20 protein-coding genes are annotated in these 23,824 nt (G+C 72.3%); 8 read left to right on the forward strand and 12 right to left on the reverse strand.

The annotated features are described in order from the left end of the window. Positions 1-67: 67 nt before the first annotated feature. Both B1H29_RS18190 and B1H29_RS18195 read left to right on the forward strand, forming a co-directional pair. On the forward strand, positions 68-1,045 hold the full coding sequence (locus B1H29_RS18190) for a BRO-N domain-containing protein (RefSeq protein ID WP_055418883.1): 978 nt from the start codon (positions 68-70) through the stop codon (positions 1,043-1,045). 45 nt (positions 1,046-1,090) lie between these two features. Then, positions 1,091-2,314: an IS4 family transposase gene (locus B1H29_RS18195; protein WP_055416240.1), complete on the forward strand. Its 1,224-nt coding sequence runs from the start codon at positions 1,091-1,093 to the stop codon at positions 2,312-2,314. 254 nt (positions 2,315-2,568) lie between these two features. Here B1H29_RS18195 and B1H29_RS18200 read toward each other — a convergent pair whose 3' ends face one another. The 3 genes from B1H29_RS18200 to pdhA (B1H29_RS18210) are packed head-to-tail and all read right to left on the reverse strand — an operon-like array spanning position 2,569 to position 6,215. Continuing rightward, entirely contained in the window at positions 2,569-4,005 is a 1,437-nt protein-coding gene (locus tag B1H29_RS18200) for a dihydrolipoamide acetyltransferase family protein (RefSeq protein WP_055419024.1), read from the reverse strand. A 19-nt stretch (positions 4,006-4,024) separates the two neighbouring features. Further along, positions 4,025-4,990 carry an alpha-ketoacid dehydrogenase subunit beta gene (locus tag B1H29_RS18205; RefSeq protein WP_055418885.1) on the reverse strand — a complete coding sequence of 322 codons (966 nt, stop codon included), beginning with the start codon at positions 4,988-4,990 and terminating at the stop codon, positions 4,025-4,027. A 16-nt stretch (positions 4,991-5,006) separates the two neighbouring features. After that, entirely contained in the window at positions 5,007-6,215 is a 1,209-nt protein-coding gene (gene pdhA / locus B1H29_RS18210) for a pyruvate dehydrogenase (acetyl-transferring) E1 component subunit alpha (RefSeq protein ID WP_055418886.1), read from the reverse strand. A gap of 323 nt (positions 6,216-6,538) precedes the next feature. Between pdhA (B1H29_RS18210) and B1H29_RS18215 the strand changes: the two genes are divergently transcribed. Beyond that, positions 6,539-7,195 (forward strand): response regulator, encoded by a 657-nt coding sequence (locus B1H29_RS18215; RefSeq protein ID WP_055418887.1) that lies wholly within the window; start codon positions 6,539-6,541, stop codon positions 7,193-7,195. Between the two features lie 95 nt (positions 7,196-7,290). Further along, positions 7,291-7,698 (forward strand): hypothetical protein, encoded by a 408-nt coding sequence (locus tag B1H29_RS18220; protein ID WP_055418888.1) that lies wholly within the window; start codon positions 7,291-7,293, stop codon positions 7,696-7,698. 94 nt (positions 7,699-7,792) lie between these two features. Here the strand turns inward: B1H29_RS18220 and B1H29_RS18225 are convergent, their stop codons facing one another. Beyond that, the gene (locus B1H29_RS18225) at positions 7,793-9,427 is read right to left on the reverse strand and encodes a protein kinase domain-containing protein (RefSeq protein ID WP_055418889.1); all 1,635 of its coding nucleotides are present in this window, start codon (positions 9,425-9,427) and stop codon (positions 7,793-7,795) included. A gap of 359 nt (positions 9,428-9,786) precedes the next feature. Between B1H29_RS18225 and B1H29_RS18230 the strand changes: the two genes are divergently transcribed. Continuing rightward, positions 9,787-11,469 (forward strand): Stk1 family PASTA domain-containing Ser/Thr kinase, encoded by a 1,683-nt coding sequence (locus B1H29_RS18230; protein ID WP_055418890.1) that lies wholly within the window; start codon positions 9,787-9,789, stop codon positions 11,467-11,469. A gap of 130 nt (positions 11,470-11,599) precedes the next feature. On the opposite strand, the gene B1H29_RS18235 is transcribed toward B1H29_RS18230, so the two are convergent. Beyond that, entirely contained in the window at positions 11,600-12,139 is a 540-nt protein-coding gene (locus B1H29_RS18235; RefSeq protein WP_055418891.1) for a bacterial proteasome activator family protein, read from the reverse strand. Between the two features lie 160 nt (positions 12,140-12,299). On the opposite strand from B1H29_RS18235, the gene B1H29_RS39380 reads away from it, so the two are divergent. Beyond that, the gene (locus B1H29_RS39380; RefSeq protein WP_234393046.1) at positions 12,300-13,067 is read left to right on the forward strand and encodes a hypothetical protein; all 768 of its coding nucleotides are present in this window, start codon (positions 12,300-12,302) and stop codon (positions 13,065-13,067) included. A 10-nt stretch (positions 13,068-13,077) separates the two neighbouring features. Here the strand turns inward: B1H29_RS39380 and B1H29_RS18245 are convergent, their stop codons facing one another. Next, positions 13,078-14,058, reverse strand: a complete 981-nt coding sequence (locus B1H29_RS18245) for an NAD(P)H-quinone oxidoreductase (protein ID WP_055418892.1) — start codon at positions 14,056-14,058, stop codon at positions 13,078-13,080. Between the two features lie 331 nt (positions 14,059-14,389). Between B1H29_RS18245 and B1H29_RS18250 the strand changes: the two genes are divergently transcribed. Both B1H29_RS18250 and B1H29_RS18255 read left to right on the forward strand, forming a co-directional pair. Continuing rightward, a complete protein-coding gene (locus B1H29_RS18250) occupies positions 14,390-15,418 on the forward strand; it encodes an ATP-binding cassette domain-containing protein (protein ID WP_055418893.1) in 1,029 nt (342 codons plus the stop codon). After that, positions 15,415-16,263, forward strand: coding sequence for an ABC transporter permease (locus tag B1H29_RS18255; RefSeq protein ID WP_055418894.1), 849 nt, complete (start codon positions 15,415-15,417; stop codon positions 16,261-16,263). The genes B1H29_RS18250 and B1H29_RS18255 overlap by 4 nt, the downstream gene beginning before the upstream one ends. Before the next feature lie 27 nt (positions 16,264-16,290). On the opposite strand, the gene B1H29_RS18260 is transcribed toward B1H29_RS18255, so the two are convergent. The 6 genes from B1H29_RS18260 to pdhA (B1H29_RS18285) all read right to left on the reverse strand — a co-directional run bounded on the left by B1H29_RS18260 (position 16,291) and on the right by pdhA (B1H29_RS18285) (position 23,663). Then, positions 16,291-17,388 carry a potassium channel family protein gene (locus B1H29_RS18260; protein WP_055418895.1) on the reverse strand — a complete coding sequence of 366 codons (1,098 nt, stop codon included), beginning with the start codon at positions 17,386-17,388 and terminating at the stop codon, positions 16,291-16,293. Then, positions 17,385-18,785: a molybdopterin molybdotransferase MoeA gene (locus B1H29_RS18265; RefSeq protein ID WP_055418896.1), complete on the reverse strand. Its 1,401-nt coding sequence runs from the start codon at positions 18,783-18,785 to the stop codon at positions 17,385-17,387. The genes B1H29_RS18260 and B1H29_RS18265 overlap by 4 nt, the downstream gene beginning before the upstream one ends. Continuing rightward, a complete protein-coding gene (locus B1H29_RS18270) occupies positions 18,782-19,750 on the reverse strand; it encodes an NTP transferase domain-containing protein (protein WP_199832351.1) in 969 nt (322 codons plus the stop codon). The genes B1H29_RS18265 and B1H29_RS18270 overlap by 4 nt, the downstream gene beginning before the upstream one ends. 300 nt (positions 19,751-20,050) lie before the next feature. Then, complete coding sequence (locus B1H29_RS18275; RefSeq protein ID WP_055418897.1) at positions 20,051-21,511, reverse strand: dihydrolipoamide acetyltransferase family protein; 1,461 nt, start codon at positions 21,509-21,511, stop codon at positions 20,051-20,053. Then, entirely contained in the window at positions 21,511-22,515 is a 1,005-nt protein-coding gene (locus B1H29_RS18280; protein WP_055418898.1) for an alpha-ketoacid dehydrogenase subunit beta, read from the reverse strand. Before B1H29_RS18280 ends, B1H29_RS18275 begins: the two co-directional genes overlap by 1 nt. Beyond that, positions 22,512-23,663: a pyruvate dehydrogenase (acetyl-transferring) E1 component subunit alpha gene (gene pdhA, locus B1H29_RS18285; RefSeq protein WP_055418899.1), complete on the reverse strand. Its 1,152-nt coding sequence runs from the start codon at positions 23,661-23,663 to the stop codon at positions 22,512-22,514. Before pdhA (B1H29_RS18285) ends, B1H29_RS18280 begins: the two co-directional genes overlap by 4 nt. Between the last annotated feature and the right edge of the window lie 161 nt (positions 23,664-23,824).

A 23,824-nucleotide genomic window follows, 5' to 3' on the forward strand; every position in this document is an offset into this window, starting at 1 on the left:
AACGTTTCGGAGACCGCTGGCATATGCCCTCGGTCCGGCCCTACGTTCCGCGACGGAGGTGGTTCACATGAACGAACCCGGCAAACGGCGGAACTCCGCCGAGCGGCACGAGGCGATCGACGTCAACGATTTCGTGTACGCGGCCACCGGCGCCCGAGTGCGGAGGCTGACCATGCCCGACGGAAACCACTGGTTCCCGGCGGCGGACGTGTGCAAGGAGTTGGGATACACCACGACCCGAAAGGCGCTTCTCGATCACGTTCCGGAGGAGCATCGAGACAATCTCGAGACTGTGACTGGAAGTCACAGTCTCGGCGTTCCCGCAGGTAGGAGCTGGCGCCGAGACCTGCAACTCATCGATCTCCAAGGTCTCATCCTCCTCGTCAACGCCTGCACCAAACCGGCCTGCGCCCCCTTCAAGCAGTGGGTCGCCGAGGTCATCGAGACCGTGCAGCGCGAGGGTTCGTACTCTCTGGACGAGGCCGAGGTGCAGCCCGCCGCAGCCGGCGCGCCCATCGCCTACGCCATGCCGGACCAGGTGGCCGAGGCGATCGTCCGGCTGGAGGCGCACAATCTGAAGCTGGACGAGGAGCTGGCCGAGGGCCAACGTACGTCGATCGCGTTGCAGAAGGAGATGCTGTCCACGCAGCAGGCCACCCTCGCCGCCCAGCAGGCCACCCTCGCCGTGCAACAGGCCATGGTGCACGCCTTGGAGCGCATCGCGGACCGGTTCGACACCCTGGTCCTCCACCAGGGCGGAGCCCTCGGCCAGCTCGCCCCGGCACCCACCACGGAGTCCGTACTGGCCGACTGGCGGCAGCGGTTGTCCGTGACGGAGGGCGTGTGGACGGTCGCCCTGGTCATCGCGCCGGTGCTCGTCGAGAAGGGGGAGCTGCGGGAGCCTCTGGAGTCGATCGCCGCCCGTACCGGGCTCTCCGTACGGCGGGTCAACGAGTGCCTGCGGCTGCTGCGCACCCATGCCTGCATCCGCTCACGGGGCGGGGCCGAGAACGGCGCTCCGGTGTACGTGCTGAACCGGAGCTAAGCCCAATGCCGGTGACTTAGACGGCTGTGCCTCGTTGTCTGCTGTGTGGCGAGGGTGGGGCAGGTCAGGGCGCCTGCGGATGAGCGGTTGTCGGACCGGATCGCGATCGGGGTGCTGACGCAGGCGTTTCCGCCTCATCTGGTCGATGAGGTGATCGCCGAGAGCGGCCGGACCGAGCAGCGCAGCCGTCTGCTGCCGGCGCGGGTGGTGGTCTACTTCGTTCTCGCGATGTGCCTTTTCTTCGGGCAGGGATACGAGGAGGTCGCCCGGCTGCTGGGCGAGGGGCTGGGTGATGGGCGGCGGTCGTGGCGGGTGCCGACGACCGCCGCGATCGGGCGGGCACGCCGGCGTCTGGGCACAGAACCGTTGAGGGCATTGTTCGCCCGGGTCTGCCGGCCGGTGGCCGTGCCCGAGACGGCGGGTGCCTGGTACCGGCACTGGCGTCTGGTCGCGGTGGACGGCACGACCTTGGACGTGGCGGACACGGCGGCCAACGAGGAGTTCTTCGGCCGCCATGCCTCGACGCGCGGAGCAGCCGCGTTCCCGCAGGCACGGCTGGTCGCGCTGGCGGAATGCGGCACCCACGCGGTGTTCGGGGCCGTCATCGGTCCGCAGTCGGCGAGCGAGCAGAAACTCTCCCGGCAGCTGTTCCCCCAGCTTCAGGAAGGGATGCTCCTGCTCGCCGACCGGGGCTTTTACGGATTCGAGTTGTGGCAGGCCGCCCGGGACAGCGGCGCGGACCTGCTGTGGCGCGTGCGCAAGAGCGCGGTCCTGCCTGTCACCCAGGTCCTCGGCGATGGCTCCTACCTCAGCACGGTCCATGCCGAAAAGGACCGCAGGAGCCGCCGCAACCCGGTGGTGGTCCGGGTGATCGAGTACACCCTCGCCCGCACCGGCGACGCCACCGTCTACCGCCTGCTGACCAGCCTGCTCGATCCAGAGGAAGCACCCGCGCGGGAGCTGGCCGCGCTCTACGCCCAGCGGTGGGAGATCGAGACCACGCTGGACGAGATCAAGACTCACCAACGCGGCCCGAAGCTCATCCTGCGCTCGAAATACCCGTGGGGTGTGGAGCAGGAGATCTACGGCTTCCTCTTGGTGCACCACGCCGTCCGGCAGTTGATGCACCAAAGCGCCCTGCGCGAGGGTCTGGACCCTGACCGCCTGTCCTTCACCCGGTCCCTGCGGATCGTGCGCCGCCAGGTCCCGGCCCAGGCGGCGTTTTCCCCCCGGCCGACTCGCCCGGGCACTGGCCCGCACCCTGGCTGAGATCGCCGAACGCCTCCTGCCCCCACGCCGCCACCGCACCTGCCCCCGAGTGATCAAACGCAAGATGTCCAACTGGCCGCTCAAACGGGCCGAGCACTCCAACTGGACACCACCCGCACCGGACACCGTCACCATCACTCGGCAGGACAGAACTTAAGTCACCGGCATTGGAGCTAAGCCCGGCACGACAAGAGGGGCGTCGCAACTGGAACTTGCGGCGCCCCTCCCGTCATGAATCTAGTCGATCCGTGGCTTCACGCCCATCTGATCAACCGCTTCGGCTGTTCCAGGATCGCCGCCACGTCGGCGAGGACCTTGGAGCCCAGCTCGCCGTCGACCAGGCGGTGGTCGAAGCTCAGCGCCAGCGTGGTCACCTGACGCGGCTTCACCTTGCCCTTGTGCACCCACGGCTGGGGCTTGATCGCGCCGACCGCGAGGATCGCGGCCTCGCCGGGGTTGAGGATCGGCGTGCCGGTGTCGACGCCGAAGACGCCCACGTTGGTGATGGTCACCGTGCCGCCCTGCATGGCGGCCGGGGAGGTCTTGCCCTCCCGGGCCGTCGACACCAGTTCGCCCAGGGACTCCGCCAGTTGCGGCAGCGTCTTGGCGTGGGCGTCCTTGATGTTCGGGACGATCAGGCCGCGCGGGGTCGCCGCGGCGATGCCCAGGTTGACGTAGTGCTTGACCACGATCTCCTGGGCCGCCTCGTCCCAGGAGGCGTTGACGTCCGGGTTGCGCTTGATGGCGACCAGCAGGGCCTTGGCGATCAGCAGGAGCGGGTTCACCCGCAGGCCCGTGAACTCCTTGTCCTGCTTCAGCTCCTCGACCAGCTTCATCGTGCGCGTCACGTCGACCGTCACGAACTCGGTGACGTGCGGCGCCGTGAACGCCGAGCCGACCATCGCCGCCGCCGTCGCCTTGCGGACGCCCTTGACCGGGACGCGGGTCTCGCGCGCCGAGTCGTACGACACCGCGGCCGGGGCCGCGGAGGGGGCCGCGGGCCGGACGGCGGCGGGTGCCGCCGGTGCCGCCTCGGCCTCCGGGGCCTGCCCCGGGGCGGCCGCCGCGTGCACGTCCTCACGCGTGATGATGCCGTCCGGGCCGGTCGGGGTGACCGTGGCCAGGTCGACGCCGAGGTCCTTGGCCAGCTTGCGCACCGGGGGCTTGGCGAGCGGGCGCTCGCGAGTGACCGGCGCGGCCGGTCCGTGGCCGTTCATCTCGGCCTGGATCGCGGCCGAGGCGGCCTGGGCCGGGGCCTCCGCGCTCTTGCGGGGGCGGCGGCGGGTCGAGGAGGTGGCCACCCCGTAGCCGACCAGAACCGGCTGGCGGCCCTCCGGCTTCTTCTCCTCCGCCTCGGTCGCGGCGGCCGGCGCGACCGCCGTGTCCGCCGTGCCCTCGGCGGACGCCTGCGCCGGTTCCGGCACGGAGGCCGCCGCCGCGTCGCCCACGGCCACCGCGATGATCGACGTACCCACGTCGACGGTGGTGCCCTCGGGGAAGTGCAGCTCGCGGACCACGCCGTCGTAGGGGATGGGCAGTTCGACGGCGGCCTTCGCCGTCTCGACCTCGCACACCACCTGGCCGTCGGTGACCGTGTCACCGGGCTGGACATACCACTTGAGGATCTCGGCCTCGGTGAGTCCCTCGCCCACGTCGGGCATCTTGAACTCGCGTACGGACCCTTCGGTCATCGTCGTCACGACCCTCTCCTCAGTACGCCAGCGAGCGGTCGACGGCATCCAGCACCCGGTCCAGGTCGGGCAGGTACTCCTCCTCCAGGCGGGCCGGCGGATACGGGGCGTGGTAGCCGCCGACCCTCAGCACCGGGGCCTCCAGGTGGTAGAAGCAGCGCTCCGTGATCCGGGCCGCGATCTCCGCGCCGGAGCCGAGGAACACGGGTGCCTCGTGGACCACGACCAGGCGGCGGGTCTTCTCCACCGACGCCTGGACCGTGTCGAAGTCGACCGGCGAGATCGAGCGCAGGTCCACGACCTCCAGGGAGCGGCCCTCCTCGGCGGCCGCGTCGGCGACCTCCTGGCAGAGCTTCACCATCGGGCCGTACGCGGCCAGCGTCAGGTCGCCGCCCTCGCGGACCACGCGCGCGGTGTGCAGCGGGCCGGGAATGGCCTCGGTGTCGACCTCGGCCTTGTCCCAGTAACGCCGCTTGGGCTCGAAGTAGATCACCGGGTCGTCGCTCTGGATGGCCTGCTGCATCATCCAGAACGCGTCGGCCGAATTCGACGGGGAGACCACCTTCAGGCCCGCCACGTGCGCGAACAGCGCCTCCGGGGACTCGGAGTGGTGCTCGACCGCGCCGATGCCGCCGCCGTAGGGGATGCGGATGACGACCGGCATCTTGACCTTGCCCAGCGAGCGGGCGTGCATCTTCGCGAGCTGGGTGACGATCTGGTCGTAGGCCGGGAAGACGAAGCCGTCGAACTGGATCTCCACCACCGGGCGGTAGCCGCGCAGGGCGAGGCCGATGGCGGTGCCGACGATGCCGGACTCGGCCAGCGGGGTGTCGATGACCCGGTCCTCGCCGAAGTCCTTCTGCAGACCGTCGGTGACCCGGAAGACGCCGCCGAGCTTGCCGACGTCCTCGCCCATGATCAGGACCTTGGGGTCCGAGTCCAGCGCGCGGCGCAGCGACTCGTTGATCGCCTTGGCCAGCGCCATCTTTTCCGTTGCCATGTCAGACCCCCTCTGCCTCTGCGAACGACGCCTGGTAGGCGGCGAACTGCGCTCGCTCCTCGTCGACGAGCGCGTGCCCGTCCGCGTACACGTTCTCGAAGATGGCGAACCGGTCCGGGTCCGGCATGGCACGGACCACCTCGCGCACTCGTTTGCCCAACGCCTCGCTCTCGGCCTCCAGTTCCCCGAAGAATCCCTCGTCCGCGTGGTTTGCGGACTCCAGGAAGCGGCGAAGGCGCAGGATCGGGTCCTTCGCCTCCCAGGCGGCGCGCTCGTCGTCGTGCCGGTAGCGGGAGGGGTCGTCCGAGGTGGTGTGGGCGCCCATGCGGTACGTGTACGCCTCGATCAGCGCCGGGCCCTCACCGCGCCGCGCCCGCTCCAGCGCCCACCGGGTGACCGCGAGGCAGGCCAGCGCGTCGTTGCCGTCGACGCGGACGCCGGGGAAGCCGAAGCCCTGGGCACGCTGGTAGAGCGGCACCCGGGTCTGCTTCTCGTTGGACTCGGAGATCGCCCACTGGTTGTTCTGGCAGAAGAACACCACGGGGGCGTTGTAGACGGCGGCGAAGTTGAACGCCTCGCTCACGTCGCCCTGGCTGGAGGCGCCGTCGCCGAAGTAGGCGATCACGGCGGAGTCCGCGCCGTCCTTGGTGATGCCCATCGCGTAGCCCGTGGCGTGCAGCGCCTGCGAGCCGATGACGATGGTGTACAGGTGGAAGTTGTTGCTGTTGGGGTCCCAGCCGCCGTTGTTCACGCCGCGGAACATGCCGAGCAGGTTGGTCGGGTCCACCCCGCGGCACCAGGCGACGCCGTGCTCGCGGTAGGTCGGGAAGACGTAGTCGTCCTCGCGGGTGGCCCGGCCGGAGCCGATCTGGGCGGCCTCCTGGCCCAGCAGCGAGGCCCACAGGCCCAGCTCGCCCTGGCGCTGCAGTGCGGTGGCCTCGGCGTCGAAGCGCCGGGTGAGCACCATGTCGCGGTACAGGCCGCGCAGCTCGTCGGGGGTGATGTCGGCGACGTACCCGGCGTACTCGGCGTAGGCCGGGTCCTCGACGCGTTCGCCCTCGGGCGTCAGCAGTTGCACCAGCTCCGTCTCGGAGCCCTTCTTGGCAGCGGTGCGGGTGGTGCGCTTGGCGCCGGCCTTGGTGCCGGTGGTACCGGTCGCCTTGCTTCCGGCGCTGCGTCGCGGCTTGCGCGCGGCAGTGCTCTCGGTCACGTGTGCTCCTCCGTCGGTCCGGCCCCCGGGTTCGCCGGAAGCCAGTGCGGCTCACCTGCGGCCCGGCGGTCGCACAAGGGTGGGTGCGGCCCGGTCGGGAACAGGCGTGACAGGTGCCCCGGCGAGCGCCCTGCGAACAGCACGTTACCCAGTGCTCCACATTTCTGTGAAACCCCTCCTGACCTGCGTTTTTACTCGGATTTCCAAGTAAATCGGCGAAGTGCGGAAGTTTTACTGGTCACAGCCTCGCAGGGGGCCGGAACAACGGCACGTTATCCCGGGCACCCCGGGCACGGGAAGAGCTGGTGTGTGAGACTGAGCGCGTGCGCGAAGACGGAAAAATCCGGGTATTCCTCCTCGACGACCACGAGGTCGTCCGCAGGGGGGTGCACGATCTGCTCGCGGGCGAGGCCGACATCGAGGTGGTCGGCGAGGCCGGTACGGCCGCCGAGGCGCCGTCCAGGGTGGCGGCCACCCGGCCGGACGTGGCGGTGCTGGACGTCCGGCTGCCGGACGGCAGCGGCGTGGAGGTGTGCCGCGAGATCCGCTCCCGGGACGAGTCCGTCCGGTGCCTCATGCTGACCTCCTTCGCCGACGACGAGGCCCTCTTCGACGCGATCATGGCGGGCGCCGCCGGCTACGTCCTCAAGGACATCCGGGGCGCCGAGCTGCTGAGCGCCGTACGGGAGGTCGCGGCGGGGAAGTCCCTGCTCGACCCGGCGGCCACCGCGCGCGTGCTGGAGCGGCTGCGCGACGGCGGCGCCCGGACCGACGACCGGCTCGCCCGCCTCACCGAGCAGGAGCGGCGCATCCTGGAGCTGATCGGCGAGGGGATGACCAACCGGTTGATCGGCGAACAACTGCACCTGGCCGAGAAAACGATCAAGAATTACGTGTCGAGCCTGCTGGCCAAACTCGGAATGCGGCGGCGTTCCCAGGCGGCGGCTTTCGTCGCCCGCCTTCAGGCCGAGAACCGCTGAGGAACCGGAGCGGGCCCTTATTCGGGACTTACGTCCCGTCATGCCGGGGCGGGTGACTCTGTCTCCTTCCCCGTCCGCCCGCGCACAGTGGGTACATGCCCTCCGACGCACAACTCGCCGTCGGCCTGCTCGGCCGCACCGCCTACGGCCGGGCGGCCACCACCATGCGCGCCCTGCCCTTCCTCGCCTTCGCGCGCCACATCGTGGCCGACGGCCGGGTCCTGCTGCGCATGCCGAGGAGTTGCGGCTACCACGAGGTGTGCGCGGGCAGCGTCGTCGCGTACGGCGCGGACAACCTCGGCTCCGCCGCGCCCGGCGAGAGCCTGTGGACGGTGCAGGTCGTGGGCCGGTGCGAGAGCCACGAACCGAGCGCGGCCGAGATCGACCGCTTCGGCCCGGCGCCGGGCCGGGTGGACGGTGAGCCGTTCGAGCCGGTCTATCTGCGGATCGAGCCACGGTTCGGGTCGGTGCACGTGACGGAGGGGCCTGCCGGCGCGCTGTGACGGCCGGCGGGCCGTCCCGTGGGGAGTCCGGAAACGCGACGCGCGCGTGAGGACCCGGTTCCGGGCCGCACGCGCGCGCGGGGAGTCGTTCCGGTCAGCCGCCGACGCCACCTTCGCCACCCGGGACGGTCACGCCGCCGGTCGGCTCACCACCGGTACCGCCGGTCGGCTCGCCACCGGTGCCGCCGGTCGGCTCACCACCACCGTCCGTCGGCTCACCGCCATCCGTCGGCTCACCACCGTCCGTCGGCGTGGACGGCTCCGTCTGGCCGTCGGTCGGCTCGCCGGTCGGCTCGTCCGTCGCGGTCTGGGACGGCTCGTACGACGGCGTGTACGGCTGGTCCCAGTCCCCGCCGGTCCCGCCACTGCCGTTGTTCTGATCCGTGCCCGGGTCGGTGGTCTCCTGCGTCTCCTCGTCGCTGGGCGACGGGCTCGGCGACTCCTTGTCGGAGCTCTGCGAGGTGGAGGCCGACGGGCTCTTGTCCGTGTCGGTGCCGCCCTTCTCGCCCCCGCTGTTGTTCAGGGCCAGCGCGACGCCCGCCGCGATGGCGACCACCGCGAGGACGGCCAGTATCCACAGCTTGCCGCGGCCGCTGCCCCTGTTGCCGCGGCCCTCGAAGCCGCCGTCGTCACCCCCGCCGTAGCCGTTCGGCAGGATCGGCTGGGGGATCTGCTGGGTGCCCGAGGCGCCGTGGTCGGGGTGCGGCAGCACCGAGGTGCCCGCGAGCCCGGCCGACGGAGTGTGCCGGCCGTCGTGCGCGACGACCGGGCCGGTGTTCCAGGTACCGGTGTGGCCACCCTGCTCGTACAGCATCTGCAGCCCGTACTGGACCAGTCCGCGCATCTCCTCGGCGGTCTGGAAACGGTCGTCGGGCTCCTTGGCCAGCGAGCGCATCACCAGGCCGTCGAGCTCCGGCGGCGTGGCGTCGGAGACCTCCGAGGGCGGCGTCGGAATGTCCTGGACGTGCTGGTAGACCACCGACAGCGGGGTCTCGCCGGTGAACGGCGGGCGCAGTGCGAGGAGTTCGTAGAGCAGGCAGCCCGTCGCGTACAGGTCGGAGCGGTGGTCGACGGCCTTGCCGAGGGCCTGCTCCGGGGAGAGGTACTGCGGGGTGCCCATGACCATGCCGGTCTGCGTCATCGTCGTGGACGCGCCGTGCAGGGCGCGGGCGATGCCGAAGTCCATCACCTTCACGGCGCCGTTGTGCGTGATGATGACGTTGGCGGGCTTGATGTCGCGGTGCACGATGCCGTGCTGGTGGGAGTAGGCGAGCGCCTCCAGCACACCGGAGACGATGATCAGCGCCTGCTCGGGGCCCGGCGCCTCGGCGTTGAGGAGGAGGTCGCGGATGGTGCGCCCCTCGACGATCTCCATCACGATGTACGGCACGGACTGGCCGCCGACGAAGTCCTCGCCGGAGTCGTAGACGGCGACGATGGCATGGTGGTTGAGCCCGGCCACCGACTGTGCCTCACGCGTGAAGCGCGCCTTGGAGACCGGGTCCTCGGCGAGGTCCGCGCGCAGCAGCTTGACCGCCACGGTGCGTCCGAGGCGGACGTCCTCGGCGGCGAACACCTCGGCCATGCCACCGCGCCCGAGCCTGCGGGTCAGGCGGTACCGGCCGTCGCCGACCAGGCCGCCGTTGCCCCAGGTCTCCGGCGCGTCACCCATACCGCCGCCAGTCGCCTCGGGTTCGGACGGGCCCTGGGCGCGCTGCTGCTGTGCCATCAGTCCTCGCCGTCGTTTCTGCCCGCGGTGCGCGCGGTGTTGTTACGGTCTCCGTCGGCCACGCTACAGCCTTCGCGGGCGCCTCCGGTCCGAGATGAGCGCCGGGACCGGCATCGAGACGGACCGGTGATGAAACCCTGGTTCCGTACTGCCGTGCAAATTCTGTGTACCGGCGGTACGCCGGCTGTAACGCTTCCGCGACGCTTCTTTCGCGTACGGTCACGGAACGGGCACCGCGCTTGACGTGTCAGTGCCCTGGGGCAGACTTGGCCGGGAATAGCACTTTCGATCACGATCACGAACGCGAGCGCGCGTGCGGCTGCCACCGGCGTCGCGGCGCCCATGGGGGACGCAGAGACATGAGCCAGGACGCCGGACAGGGCCGGTACGCGGGGCGCGCGCTCGCCGGCGGCCGCTACCAGCTTCGCGACTTGCTCGGCGAGGGCGGCATGGCCTCGGTGCACCTGGCGTACGACTCGGTGCTGGACCGCCAGGTCGCGATCAAGACGCTCCACACCGAGCTGGGCCGGGAGCAGGCCTTCCGCGAGCGCTTCCGCCGCGAGGCCCAGGCAGTGGCCAAGCTCACGCACACCAACATCGTCTCCGTCTTCGACACCGGCGAGGACACGCTGCCCCTCGGCGGCTCCGCCGCGGGGGACGGCATGCCGACGCCGTACATCGTCATGGAGTACGTCGAGGGACGGCCGCTCGGCTCGGTGCTCGACGAGGACGTCCGGCAGCAGGGCGCGATGCCCGCCGACAAGGCGCTGAAGATCACCGCGGACGTGCTGGCGGCCCTGGAGATCAGCCACGAGATGGGCCTGGTCCACCGGGACATCAAGCCGGGCAACGTGATGATGACCAAGCGCGGCGTGGTCAAGGTGATGGACTTCGGCATCGCCCGCGCCATGCAGTCCGGCGTGACCTCGATGACACAGACCGGCATGGTCGTCGGCACCCCCCAGTACCTCTCGCCGGAACAGGCCCTCGGCCGCGGCGTCGACGCCCGCTCCGACCTGTACTCGGTCGGCATCATGCTGTTCCAACTGGTCACCGGACGCCTGCCGTTCGACGCGGACTCGCCGCTGGCCATCGCGTACGCGCACGTGCAGGAGGAGCCGGTGGCTCCTTCGTCCGTCAACCGCGCCCTCCCGCCGGCCGTGGACGCGCTGGTGGCCCGCGCCCTGAAGAAGAACCCCAACGAGCGCTTCCCCAGCGCCGAGGCGATGCGGGACGAGTGCCTGCGGGTGGCGGCCTCCTTCCGGCCGGCCCCGCCGAGCATCGTGCCCGGCTCGCAGGCGTCGAGCGGCGCGGGCGTCGGCTCCGCGGTGTTCCCGCCGGTCGACCAGAGCGGGCAGGTGCCCACGGGCCCCGTCCAGACGCCGTACCAGCCGACGCCGCACCCGGGCCCCAACCCGTACGGCACCCCGGCACCCGCCGCGCCCTCGCCCGCGTACGGCTATCCGCAGCAGAGCGGCTACCAGACGCCGGCCGCCTCGCCGTACGCGCCGCAGCAGCACCAGGGCGCGCCCACGCCGCCGCCGTACAACCTCACGCCCTCCGCCCCGGCGTCCGGCTCGGGCGGCGGCGGGAGCAACAAGCTGGTGATCATCGGCTCGATCGTGGTCGCCGTCCTGGTGGTCGGCGGTCTGATCGGCGCGCTGATGATGAACAGCGGCGGGGACGACGCCAAGGGCGGGGACGCCACCGCCAGTGCGTCCGCGTCGGACGCGAAGGTGGCGGGGTACCGCGGCCCGGACAAGACGAAGACGATCGAGAAGGACGAGTGCACCGAGCCGGAGGAGTCGTACAACGACCCCGACAAGATCAGGGTGCCGGACTTCACGTTCAAGTACATCGGCTCGGTCAAGGAGTGCTTCAACGCCGCCGGCTGGCGGATGAAGGTCGTGGACGTCGACGAGAACACCTACGGTGAGGGCTCGATCCGGGACCAGTTCCCCGCGCCGGGTACGGACGTCGACCCCGAGGACATGCCCGAGATCCAGCTCAAGGTCTCGACGGGCAATCCGTCGTCCTCCTGATCCCGTGCGTCCCGCGTATCCCGTACGTCCCGTGGCCTGAAACGCGGCGTACGGCGAAGGGCCCGGCAGCAGGTGCTGCCGGGCCCTTCGCCGTGTCGGTGGGTGGTCGTCCCGCTGCCGGCAGGGCCGCTTACAGGTAGGGGCCGCCGGAACGGGCGCCCGGGTGGGGCGGCTCCTCGCCGTCCTGGCCGACGCCCGGCGGCAGCGCGCGGCGCATCTGCTCGAGCTGGGCCCGTGCGGCCATCTGCTGGGCGAACAACGTGGTCTGGATGCCGTGGAACAGGCCCTCCAGCCAGCCGACCAACTGGGCCTGCGCGATCCGCAGCTCGGCGTCGGTCGGGGTGACGTCGTCCGTGAAGGGCAGGGAGAGCCGCTCCAGCTCCTCGACCAGCTCCGGGGCGAGGCCGTCCTCCAGCTCCTTCACCGAGCTGGCGTGGATCTCCTTGAGCCGGGCCCGGCTCGCCTCGTCCAGAGGCGCGACGCGCACCTCCTCCAGAAGCTGCTTGATCATGCTGCCGATCCTCATGACCTTGGCGGGCTGTGCCACCTGCTCGGTCACCGGGATCTCGCGGGAGTCGTCGTCCCCGCCGCCGCTGAGCGCCATTCCGTCCTGGCCGACGACCAGGATCTGGGGGTTCTCCGGCGACCTGTCGTTCCTCGGCATCTCCATGCGGCCATTCTCTCGTATCCGCGCACCGCGCCGGGGCGGTGCCCCCGGAGAAGGGCGTCCCGCGCATTCGGCGGAGTCCGAAATGCCGGTATGGCAGGTCGATGTGAGGCTTGTTCCGTCGATTTCCGCGACTGGACATCACCGGGAGGGGGTCACTGACGTGACTCCATGGCTGCGCACACTGCGAGCGACGGGACTGGTGGGCGTTGTGGGGGTGAGCGCGCTGGTGTCGCCCTGCGGGGCGGGAGCGGCGTACGGTGCCGGATCCGCCGCGGTGGGGACGGCCGCCCCCGCCCTCGGGGCTGCCGCCGTGTCCCCGTCTCCGTCCGGGGCGGCTCCCGCCTCGGTCCCGGGGGCGGTGGCGGCCGACCCGGACGGCTCCGCCGGTCACGACGGGCACAACGGTCACGAGCGCCCCCAGCGCCCACGGGGCGACGACGGTCACGACGGCCCCGACGGCTCGCAGGCCGGTTCCGCCTCCCCGTCCAGCGAGGACTCCGGCCCGGCGGGCAACGCGGCACGTGGCTCCGCGACGGCCTCCCCCTCGCCCTCCGCCTCCGCGTCGGGCGCCTCGGCAACCGACCCGGAACCCTCCCGGGCGGGGAGCCGGCCGGGCGAGGGGCGGCAGCGGCCCGGGCGGCCCGAGGAGCGGGAACCGGAGGCGGGCGGCGCGGACGAGAACGCCCGGCACCGGGCGGACGGGGACGGCGACGCGGGCCTGCCCGACGGTCCGGAGACCGCCGTGCCACCCGGCGAGGCCGCTTGGGTGCCCTCCGCTCCGCCGTCCCGTTCCCAGCCGCAGGCCGACACCCACGCCGGGGACGCCACCGAGCCCGTGGTGCGGATACTGCCCCTGGGCAGCGGGCTGGTCCTCATCGGCCTCGGCCTGGCCCTGGCCTTCGTCGGCCTCCGCCTGCGACGCGGCTGACGCACCCGCGCTACGGGGCGACCAGCAGCACCTTGCCGACGTGCCCGCTCTCCTCCACGACCCGGTGGGCGGCGGGAGCGTCGCTCATCGGGAGTTCGCGGTCGACGATCGGACGGACGTGGCCCCCGGCGAGCAGCGGCCAGACGTGCTCGCGTACGGCCGCCACGATGGCCGCCTTCTCCGCCGGCGGCCGGGCGCGCAGCGAGGTCGCGCTGACGGCGGCGCGCTTGGCGAGGAGCGTGCCGATGTCCAGCTCGCCCTTCCGGCCGCCCTGCATGCCGATGATCGCGAGCCGGCCGTTGACGGCGAGGGCCCGGACGTTGCGGTCCAGGTACTTGGCGCCCATGTTGTCGAGGATGACGTCGGCGCCCGCACCGCCCGTCGCCTCCCTGACCTCGGCGACGAAGTCCTGCTCGCGGTAGTTGATCAGGATGTCGGCGCCCAGTTCGGCGCAGCGCTCCAGCTTCTCCTTGGTGCCCGCCGTCACGGCGACCTTCGCGCCCACGGCCTTGGCGAGCTGGATCGCCATGGTGCCGATGCCGCTGGAGCCGCCGTGCACGAGGAGCGTCTCGCCGGGGCGGAGGTGGGAGACCATGAAGACGTTCGACCAGACGGTGCAGACCACCTCGGGCAGCGCCGCCGCCCGCCTGACGTCGATGCCCTCCGGAACCGGCAGTAGCTGACCGGCCGGAACGGCGACCTTCTCGGCGTAGCCGCCACCGCCGAGGAGCGCGCACACCTCGTCGCCGACGGACCAGCCGGACACACCCGGCCCGAGGGCCGCGACGCGCCCGGAGCACTCCAGGCCGGGGTACGGGGAGGCGCCGGGCGGGGGGTCGTAGAAGCCCTGGCGCTGCATGATGTCGGCGCGGTTGACGGCGCTGGCCGTCACCTCGACCAGGACCTCGCCCTCGCCGGGCACCGGGTCGGGGACCTCGGACCAGACCAGCGCCTCGGGGCCTCCGGGTTCGGAAATCGTGATCGCATGCATGAGGGCGACGCTACTCCTGTGCCCCTGTCCGGGCTCCTCGGCCCGGGTCCCCGGCCGGAGCGCTCCCCGTGTCCGGACCGAGGCGTTCTCCGCCTCCGGATCGATGTGCTCTCCGTGTCCCAACCGGGGCGCCCTCCGCCTCCGGATCGATGTGCTCTCCGTGTCCCAACCGGGGCGCCCGCCGCCTCCGGATCGATGTGCTCTCCGTCTCCGGCCGGGGTGCCCTCCGTCTTTTGGACCGTCCGTCGGAAAATCCCCGTGCGCGACCGATGATTCTGCGCGACGGTGAAGGTCTTCCCATGCGTAGCCCGAGAACGCGGAAGGACCCTCCATGAGTACCCACACGTCCGGACTCGCGATCGAGACCGCGGGGCTGGTGAAGACGTTCGGTGAGACCCGGGCCGTGGACGGGGTGGACCTCGCGGTGCCCGCCGGCACGGTCTACGGCGTCCTCGGCCCGAACGGCGCCGGCAAGACCACCACGGTGAAGATGCTCGCCACCCTGCTGCGGCCGGACGGTGGCCAGGCCCACGTCTTCGGCCACGACGTCGTGCGCGACGCGGACGAGGTGCGCGGCCGGGTGAGCCTCACCGGGCAGTACGCGTCCGTGGACGAGGACCTCACCGGCACCGAGAACCTGGTCCTGCTGGGCCGGCTCCTCGGGCACGGCAAGACGGCCGCGCGGCAGCGGGGCGACCAACTGCTGGCGGCCTTCGGGCTGACGGACGCGGCGGCGAAGCAGGTCAAGCACTACTCCGGCGGCATGCGGCGGCGCATCGACATCGCCGCGTCCATCCTCAACACACCCGATCTGCTCTTCCTCGACGAGCCGACGACCGGCCTCGACCCGCGCAGCCGCAACCAGGTGTGGGACATCGTGCGCGCGGTGGTCGCCCAGGGCACGACGGTGCTGCTGACCACGCAGTACCTGGACGAGGCCGACCAACTGGCGTCCCGGATCGCCGTCATCGACAAGGGCAGGGTGATCGCCGAGGGCACCAAGGGCGAGCTGAAGGCGTCCGTCGGCGCCGGCTCCGTTCATCTGCGGCTGCGGGACGCGGAGGAACGGCCGGAGGCGGCGCGGGTACTGCGGAACCTGCTGGTCGCCGAGGTACAGCTCGAGCCCGACCCGGTGGCGCTGACCGCGCGCCTCGGGGTGGCGGCGAGCGACACGGCCGCCGATCAGGCCGCCAAGGCGCTCGGTGAGCTGGCCCGGTCCGGCATCACCGTCGACAGCTTCTCCCTGGGACAGCCCAGCCTCGACGAGGTCTTCCTGGCGCTGACCGGCCACGACACCGGCCAGAGCACGGGCAACGGCACGGACACCGCACCCGACACGAAGGACGAGGTGACGGCATGAGTACGGCCACGAGCACCGGGGACAGGGAACTCTCCACGGTCAGCACCGAGTCGCTGGCGGCCCTGCTGGTCACCAAGGAGCGGCCGCCCCGGCCCAGCGCACTTTCCACGTCCCTGACGTTCGGCTGGCGCGCGATCCTCAAGATCAAGCATGTACCGGAACAGCTCTTCGACGTCACCGCCTTCCCGATCATGAACCTGTTGATGTTCACGTACCTCTTCGGCGGTGCGCTGGCGGGTTCGCCGAGCGACTACATCCAGTTCGTGCTGCCGGGCATCCTGGTGATGTCGGTCGTGATGATCACGATGTACACCGGGATCTCGGTGAACGTCGACATCGAGAAGGGCGTCTTCGACCGCTTCCGTTCGCTGCCGATCTGGCGGCCCTCGGCGATGGTCGGCTATCTGCTCGGCGACGCCCTGCGCTACACGATCGCGTCCGTCGTGATGCTCTCCGTGGGGCTGCTGCTCGGCTACCGGCCGGATGGCGGGTTCGGCGGTGTGCTCGCCGGGATCGCCCTGCTGCTGGTGTTCTCGTTCGCCTTCTCGTGGATCTGGACGATGTTCGGGCTGATGCTGCGCACCGAGAAGTCGGTGATGAGCGTCAGCATGATGGTGATCTTCCCGCTCACCTTCCTGTCCAACGTCTTCGTCGACCCGAAGACGATGCCGGGCTGGCTGCAGGTCTTCGTCAACAACAGCCCGATCACGCACCTGGCGTCCGCGGTGCGCGGGCTGATGGCGGGCGACTGGCCCGGCGCCGAGATCGGCTGGACGCTGGGCTGGGCGGGCCTGCTCCTCCTGGTCTTCGGACCGGTCACGATGCGGCTCTACAACCGCAAGTAGCCTCCGCGGTACGGAACCGGCGTCCCGTCAGTCGCGGGGCAGCGGGCGGGCGTCGGGCGCCACGTGGGTGGCCGGCGTCGCCCGCACGATCGTGATCAGGCGGTCGGTCAGCTCCAGACCCCCGACGGCCGGGTCGTCGTAGCCGAGCACCCGGTGTCCGCGCAGGACGCTGACCACCAGATCGTCCGTCTCCCGCGGGTTCTTGCCCACCTCGGCCTTTATGACCGGACGCTCGACGATGTCCAGCCCGCTGCCCTGGCTGATGAGGTCCTCCATGACCATGCCGGCGGCGGGGCTGAGCACGGAGAGACCGAGCAACCGGCCCGCGGCGCTGGCGCTGGTGATCACGGCGTCGGCGCCGGACTGTTTGAGCAGCGGCGCGTTCTCCTCCTCGCGGACCGCGACCACGATCTTCGCGCCCCGGTTGAGCTGCCGGGCCGTCAGCGTCACCAGCACCGCCGTGTCGTCGCGCTGGGTGGCGATGATGATCTGTTTCGCCCGGTACACCTCGGCGCGGTTCAGCACATCGCTGCGCGTCGCGTCACCGACCACGCCCGCGTAGCCGTGGGCCGTCGCCGCCTCGATGGCCTTTCCGCTGGGGTCGACCACGACGACCTGTTCCTTGCGCAGGCCGGTCGCGCAGACGGTCTGGACCGCCGACCGTCCCTTGGTGCCGAAACCGACGACGACGGTGTGATCGCGCAAGGTGGACCTCCAGCGGGTCAGGCGCCACTCCTCCCGAGTGCGCTCGGTGAGGGCTTCCAGCGTGGTGCCGACCAGGATGATCAGGAACAGCACGCGCAGGGGCGTGATGAGGAAGATGTTCGTCAGCCGGGCGGCGTCACTGACGGGGGTGATGTCGCCGTAACCGGTGGTGGAGAGGGTGACGGTGGCGTAGTAGAAGGCGTCCAGAAGGTCGACGGAGCCGTCGGAGTTGTCGCTGTAGCCCTCGCGGTCGGCGTAGACGATGAAGGCGGTCGCCACCAGAACCAACAGAGCGACCCACAGCCGTTTGCCGACCTGGCGGATCGGGTGCTCCACCAGCTTCCTCGGAAGTTTCACCCGATGGGTCGCGAGGTGTTCGTCGGCCTGGCGGGCGATCGCGTCCTGGCCCGGAAGTTTCACGTGAAACACACTCCGATTCCGCCGGTGGTCCAGGGCAGGTCGAGGAGCTCGGCCTCCTGGCCCGGACCCGACCCGCCCGGGGGTACGACGGCCAGGGCGTCGGCGGCCGCGATGCCGCGCAGCATGGCCGGACCGTTGTAGTGCAGCGGCACGGCACCGTCGCCGCGCAGCACCACGGGGACGAGCCGGGTGTCGTACGGGTGCCCGTGCACCGCGTCCCGCAGCGGCAGCGTGTACGGCTCCGGCGCCGGGCGGGCGGCGAGGGTGCGCAGCAGCGGCTCGGCGAGCGTGAGCAGTCCGGAGACGGCGGCGAGCGGGTTGCCGGGCAGACCGACGAGGTGCTGGTCGTCCTTGAGCCGGGCCAGCAGCATGGGGTGGCCGGGGCGTACTTCGACGCCGTCCACGAGGAGTTCGGCGCCGACGCGGCTCAGGACCGGGTGGACGTGGTCGACGGGGCCCGCGGCGGTGCCGCCGGTCGTGACGATCAGGTCGGCGCCGGAGGCGGTGACGGCCCGGTGCAGGGCCTCGGCGTCGTCCCCGATCCGGCGGACCGCGCGGACCTCCGCGCCCAGGGCCCGCAGCCAGGGCGGCAGCATCGGGCCGAGCGCGTCCCGGATGAGGCCGTCGCGCGGCCGGCCCTCGGTGAGCAGTTCGTCGCCGAGGACCAGGACGTCGACGCGGGGGCGGGGGACCGCGGTGAGGGTGTCGTACCCGGCGGCTGCCGCGAGGCCCAGCACGGCCGGCGTCACCAGGGTGCCGACGGGCATCAACTGGTCACCGCTGCGGCACTCCTGACCGCGCAAGCGGATGTCCTGGCCGTGGACGACGTCGCGGGTCGCCTGCAGCCGGCCCTTTCCGTCGGTGCGGCCGTGCTCGGTGCGCAGTACGGCGGTGGTGTCCAGGGGGATGCGGGCGCCGGTGGCGATCCGGACGGCCTCGCCGTCGGTGAGGGGCGCGGGCTCCGCGTGTCCGGCCAGGACACCCTCGTCGCGCACCGTCCAGGGGCCCGGTCCGGCGACGGCCCAGCCGTCCATGGCGGAGGTGTCGAAGGAGGGCAGGTCGGTCAGGGCGGCGAGGGGCGCGGCCAGGGTGAGGCCCAGGGCGGCGTCGAGGGGCGTGGAGAGCGGGGTGCGGCGGGCGGCACGGACGGCGGCACGGGCGGCACGCTCGGCGGTCGCCCGGGCTGCGGGCCAGGGGGTGGCGCGGTGAGGGGAGTCGGCCTGCTTGTCCGGCGCGCCATGCGGACCGGGGTGGCCGTGGCGCGTGGCGTGCGCGGGCGCCGCCGTGCGGTCGGGGTCGCCGTGGGGTGGGCCCGGGTTCTCCTTCACGAGGGCGAGTGCCTCCTCGACGTCGAGGTCTTCCGCTTCCTCGTCGGCCCGCGTGCCGGGCGAGGTCATCGCGTGTCCGGGCGGGTGCCGGGGGTGGCGTCGGGTGCCCCGTCGGGCTCGCCCGCCGCGGGGGCGGGTTCGGCGTCGGCCTCCTCGGCCCAGCGCCGGGCGAGGGCGACGGCCTTGCGAGCGGTCTCGGCGACGGCCTCGGGGCCTCCCCCGGCCCGCCCGGCCGCGTAGCCGACGAGGAAGGTGGTCAGCGGGGCCGCGGGCCTGGCCACCCCGTGGGCGGCGTCCCGGGCGAGATCGAGCAGGACGCCGGTGTCGACGTCGAGGTCGATGCCCAACTCGTCCTTGGCTGCGGTGATCCATTCATCCAACACGTGACCATGCTCCCTGATGCGTGCCCTTGCGGTGGCGATGTCGTCCCAGGTGTCGCAGTCGAAGGAGGCGACGGCGTCGGAGACGCGAGTGAGGCGGAGGGCGCCGGTCAGGCGGCGCAGGGGCAGCCCGGCGAGGTCTGCCCGGTCCCGGGTGAGCGCGGCCAGTTCGCGGTACAGCACGGGCGCGCGGTAGGCGGCGACGAGGGGCTGGTCCCGGCCGTCGGCGTCGCTGAGCAGCACGCCGTCGGCGTCGCTCGCGGCGAGGGCCGACAGCAGCCGCCCGACGGTGGGCCCGGCGAGGAACGGCAGGTCGGCGGAGAGGACCACGACGCGCTCGGCGGTGGTGTGCCGCAGTCCGGCGGCCAGGGCGGCGAGCGGTCCGCCGCCGGGCGGCTCCTCGCGCGCCCAGGTCACCGGGCGCGGGGTGGGCCGGGGGTCGGCGACGACTACGGTGGTCCGCGCTCCGGCGCAGGCGGCGAGCACCCGGTCCAGCAGCGCCCGGCCGCCCACCCGCAGGCCGGGTTTGTCCGCGCCGCCGAGCCGCCGGGCGGCCCCGCCGGCGAGCACGACGGCGTCGTACCCGTCGGGGCCGGATCCCGGCGCGGGGTCGGTGCCGGTGCCGGGGGCACCGGAGGGCTCGTACACGGTCACCCCCCGAGTATGCGTCCCCGCGCGATCACAGGGAACGCGGGGAGGCCGCGCAATCGGAGTGTGCGCCCGGCGCGGCCGTCGGCGCCGGTTTCGACGCCGGTGCCGACGTGGTTGCCGGCGCCGATGTCGACGCCGGTGCCGACGCGGTTGCCGGCGCCGATGTCGACGCCGGTGCCGACGCGGTTGCCGGCGCCGATGTCGACGCCGGTGCCGACGTGGTTGCCGGCGCCGATGTCGGCGCGGCTACCGACGCGGCCGTCGCTGCTGCCGACGCCGCCGGTGCCGCTGCCGACGCCGCCGTCAGAGGGTCCGCAGCAGCACCGCCGGCTGTTCCACGCAGTCCGCCACGTACCGCAGGAAGCCGCCCGCCGTACCGCCGTCGCACACCCGGTGGTCGAAGGTGAGCGAGAGCTGGACGACCTGACGCACCGCCAACTCCCCCTCGTGCACCCAGGGCTTGGGGACGATGCGGCCGACGCCGAGCATGGCCGCCTCGGGATGGTTGATGATCGGCGTGGATCCGTCGACGCCGAACACGCCGTAGTTGTTCAACGTGAAGGTACCCCCGGTCAGTTCACCGGGGGTCAGCCGTCCGGCACGGGCCGCCTCGGTCAGCCGGGCGAACTCGGCGGTGAGCGCCTCGGCGTCCCGCGCGTGCGCGTCCCGGACGACGGGCACGACCAGCCCCCGGTCCGTCTGGGCGGCGAAGCCGAGGTGGACGTGGTCGAACCGGACGATCTCCCGGGCCTCCGTGTCGACCGTGGCGTTCAGCTCCGGGAAGCGGGCCAGGGCGGCCGTGCAGATCCGGGCCAGCAGCGCGACCAGGGAGATCTTCGCTCCGCCCGCCGCGTTCATCGCCGCGCGCGCCCGCGTCAACTCGGTCGCGTCGGCGTCCACCCAGCAGGTCGCGTCGGGGATCTCGCGCCGACTGCGGGAGAGCTTGTCGGCGACGGCGCCGCGGACGCCCTTGAGGGGGGTGCGGATGCCGCCGGACCCCGCGGCGGAGGACACGGAGACCGCCGGTGCCCGGCCGGTCAGCTCGGCCGGGCCCTCCTGGACCGCCGTACGGCCGCCCTGCGCGGCGGCGGCACGCAGCGCGTACTCCACGTCCGCACGCAGGATCAGCCCTTCCGGGCCGGAGCCGGTCAGCTCGCGCAGGTCCAGGTCGTTCTGCCGGGCCAGCCTGCGCACCAGGGGGGAGATGACGGGGACGGGGCCGTCCACCGGCTCGGCGGTGCGGACCCGGCCGTTCGCCCGCCCGGCCGACGGGGTGGCGGCCCGCCGGTCCGGCCGTACCCGGCGGCGCCGCGCGGGCGCATCCGAGGTGCCGTATCCGACCAGGACGTTGCCCGAGCCCTCGGACCTCACCTGCTCGTCCTTCGCCCGCTCGTCCCGGGACTCGACGGCCGGGGACCGCTCCGCCGGAGACCGGCCGGCCGGGGACCGCTCATCCTGCCGGCCCTCGGCCGCGCCGCCGCCGGTGCCCGAGTCCCGCGCCGGGACGTCGGCGGCGCCCTCGCCCACCGCCACCGTCAGCAGCGGCGCTCCGACGGGCAGCTCCGTGCCCTCCTCGCCGAAGCGGGCGGTGACCACGCCCTGGTAGGGGCAGGGCACCTCGACCATCGCCTTGGCCGTCTCGACCTCGACGACGGGCTGGTCGACGGCGACCACGTCGCCGACCTCGACCAGCCAGCGCACGATCTCCGCCTCGGTGAGCCCCTCACCGAGGTCGGGGAGCTTGAACTCCAGCACCTGTGCCATCAGCTTTCGGCCTCCCACTGCAGGCGCCCCACGGCGTCCAGGATCCGGTCCACACCGGGCAGGTGGTGGCGCTCCAGCATCGGCGGCGGATACGGGATGTCGAACCCGGCCACACGCAGCACCGGCGCCTCCAGATGATGGAAGCAGCGCTCCGTGACCCGGGCCGCGATCTCCCCGCCCGGGCCCCCGAAGGAACCCGACTCGTGGACGACGACCGCGCGTCCCGTCCGCCGCACCGAAGCGCACACCGTCTCGTCGTCGAACGGCACCAGGGAGCGCAGATCGACGACTTCGAGGTCCCAGCCCTCGGCCCGGGCCGCCTCGGCCGCCTCCATGCAGACGGCCAGCGACGGCCCGTACGTGATGAGTGTGGCGCTCCGGCCGGCGCGCCGCACCACCGCACGGCCTACCGGCTCAACGGGTGTCGGCTCCTCGGGGTTCCAGGAGTCCTTCGACCAGTACAGACGCTTGGGTTCGAGGAAGACGACCGGGTCGTCGGAGGCGATGGACGCGCGCAGCAGCCCGTAGGCGTCGGCGACGGTCGCGGGCGTGACGACATGGAGCCCCGGAGTCGCCATGTAGTACGCCTCGGACGAGTCGCTGTGGTGCTCGACTCCGCCGATGCCGCCGCCGTAGGGGACGCGGATGGTCAGCGGCAGGGGCAGCTTGCCGCGCGTGCGGTTGCGCATCTTGGTGACGTGGCTGACGACCTGCTCGAACGCCGGGTAGGCGAAGGCGTCGAACTGCATCTCCACTACCGGACGCAGCCCGTACATCGCCATGCCGACGGCCGTGCCGAGGATGCCGGCCTCCGCGAGCGGGGTGTCCGTGCAGCGGTCCTCGCCGAACTCCTTGGCGAGTCCGTCGGTGACCCGGAAGACGCCGCCGAGCGTGCCCACGTCCTCGCCCATGACGTGCACGCCCGGGTCGGCGGCCATGGCGTCGCGCAGCGCGCGCGTGAGGGCCTGCGCCATGGTGGCCGGCCTGACGGCGACCGTGGTCATCGGTGCCCCCCTTCGGGCGCCCCGGACTCGGCCGCCGCCGCCAGCTCCGCGCGCAGCAGGTCCCGCTGCTCGCGCAGTTGCGGGGTGGGCTCGGCGTAGACGTGGGCGAACAGGTCCATCGGGTCGAGCCGCGGGTCCTGGTTCATGCGGGCGCGCAGGTCGGCGGCCATCGTCTCGGCGTCCTCGCGGGCGGCCCGGACGGTGTCCTCGTCGAGCAGCCCGCGCTCGGTCAGCTCCCGCTCCAGCAGCTCGATCGGGTCGTGCCGGCGCCAGGTCTCGACCTCGGCGTCGCCCCGGTAGCGCGTCGCGTCGTCGGCGTTGGTGTGCGCCTCGACGCGGTACGTCACCGCCTCCACCAGCGTGGGACCGCCGCCCGCGCGCGCCTGGCGTACGGCGTCGGTGAGGACCTCGTGCACGGCGGCGGCGTCGTTGCCGTCGACCAGGCGGCCGGGCATGCCGTAGCCGACGGCCTTGTGGGCCAGCGACGGGGCCGCGGTCTGCTTGGCGAGCGGGACGGAGATCGCGAAGCCGTTGTTCTGCACGAAAAAGACGACCGGGGCCCGCCAGACGGCGGCGAAGTTCAGCGCCTCGTGGAAGTCGCCCTCGCTGGTGCCGCCGTCGCCGACCATGGCGAGGGCGACCACGTCGTCGCCCTTGAGCCGGGCGGCGTGCGCGAGGCCCACGGCGTGCGGCAACTGGGTGGCGAGCGGCGTGGACAGGGGGGCGACCCGGTGCTCGTGGGGGTCGTAGCCGGTGTGCCAGTCGCCGCGCAGCAGGGTGAGCGCCTCGACGGGGTCGACGCCGCGGGCGACCACGGCGAGCGTGTCGCGGTAGCTGGGGAAGAGCCAGTCCCGGTCCTCGAGGGCCAGCGCGGCGGCGACCTCGCAGGCCTCCTGGCCGGTGCTGGAAGGGTAGACGGCCAGCCGGCCCTGCTTGGTCAGCGCCGTGGCCTGCGCGTTGTAGCGCCGGCCGCTGACCAGCCGGGCGTACAGGGTGCGCAGCAGCTCCGGGTCCGCCTGCTCGGCGGCCTTCGTGCCGAGGACGCGGTACGGCTCCGCGTCGGGCAGCAGCGGCGCGGGGTCGGTACGGGGCTGCCAGGCGGGCGGCGGTGTGGGCCGGTAAGCGCCCCGCTGCTCCATGACCGTCATGACGGCACCTCCTCGTGGGAGCGGCTCTGGGCTCGCCACGGGTGTGACGGGCCTCACCTACCGATTGTTCGGTCGTCGGCACATTTTGGCTACAGGCGGCCCCAGGCTGTGGACAAACGGTTCTCCGCAGCCTGAGATGGACGCAGTACGTCCATGGCAGG

It is taken from the genome of Streptomyces pactum (assembly GCF_002005225.1).
GTDB lineage: Bacteria > Actinomycetota > Actinomycetes > Streptomycetales > Streptomycetaceae > Streptomyces > Streptomyces pactum_A.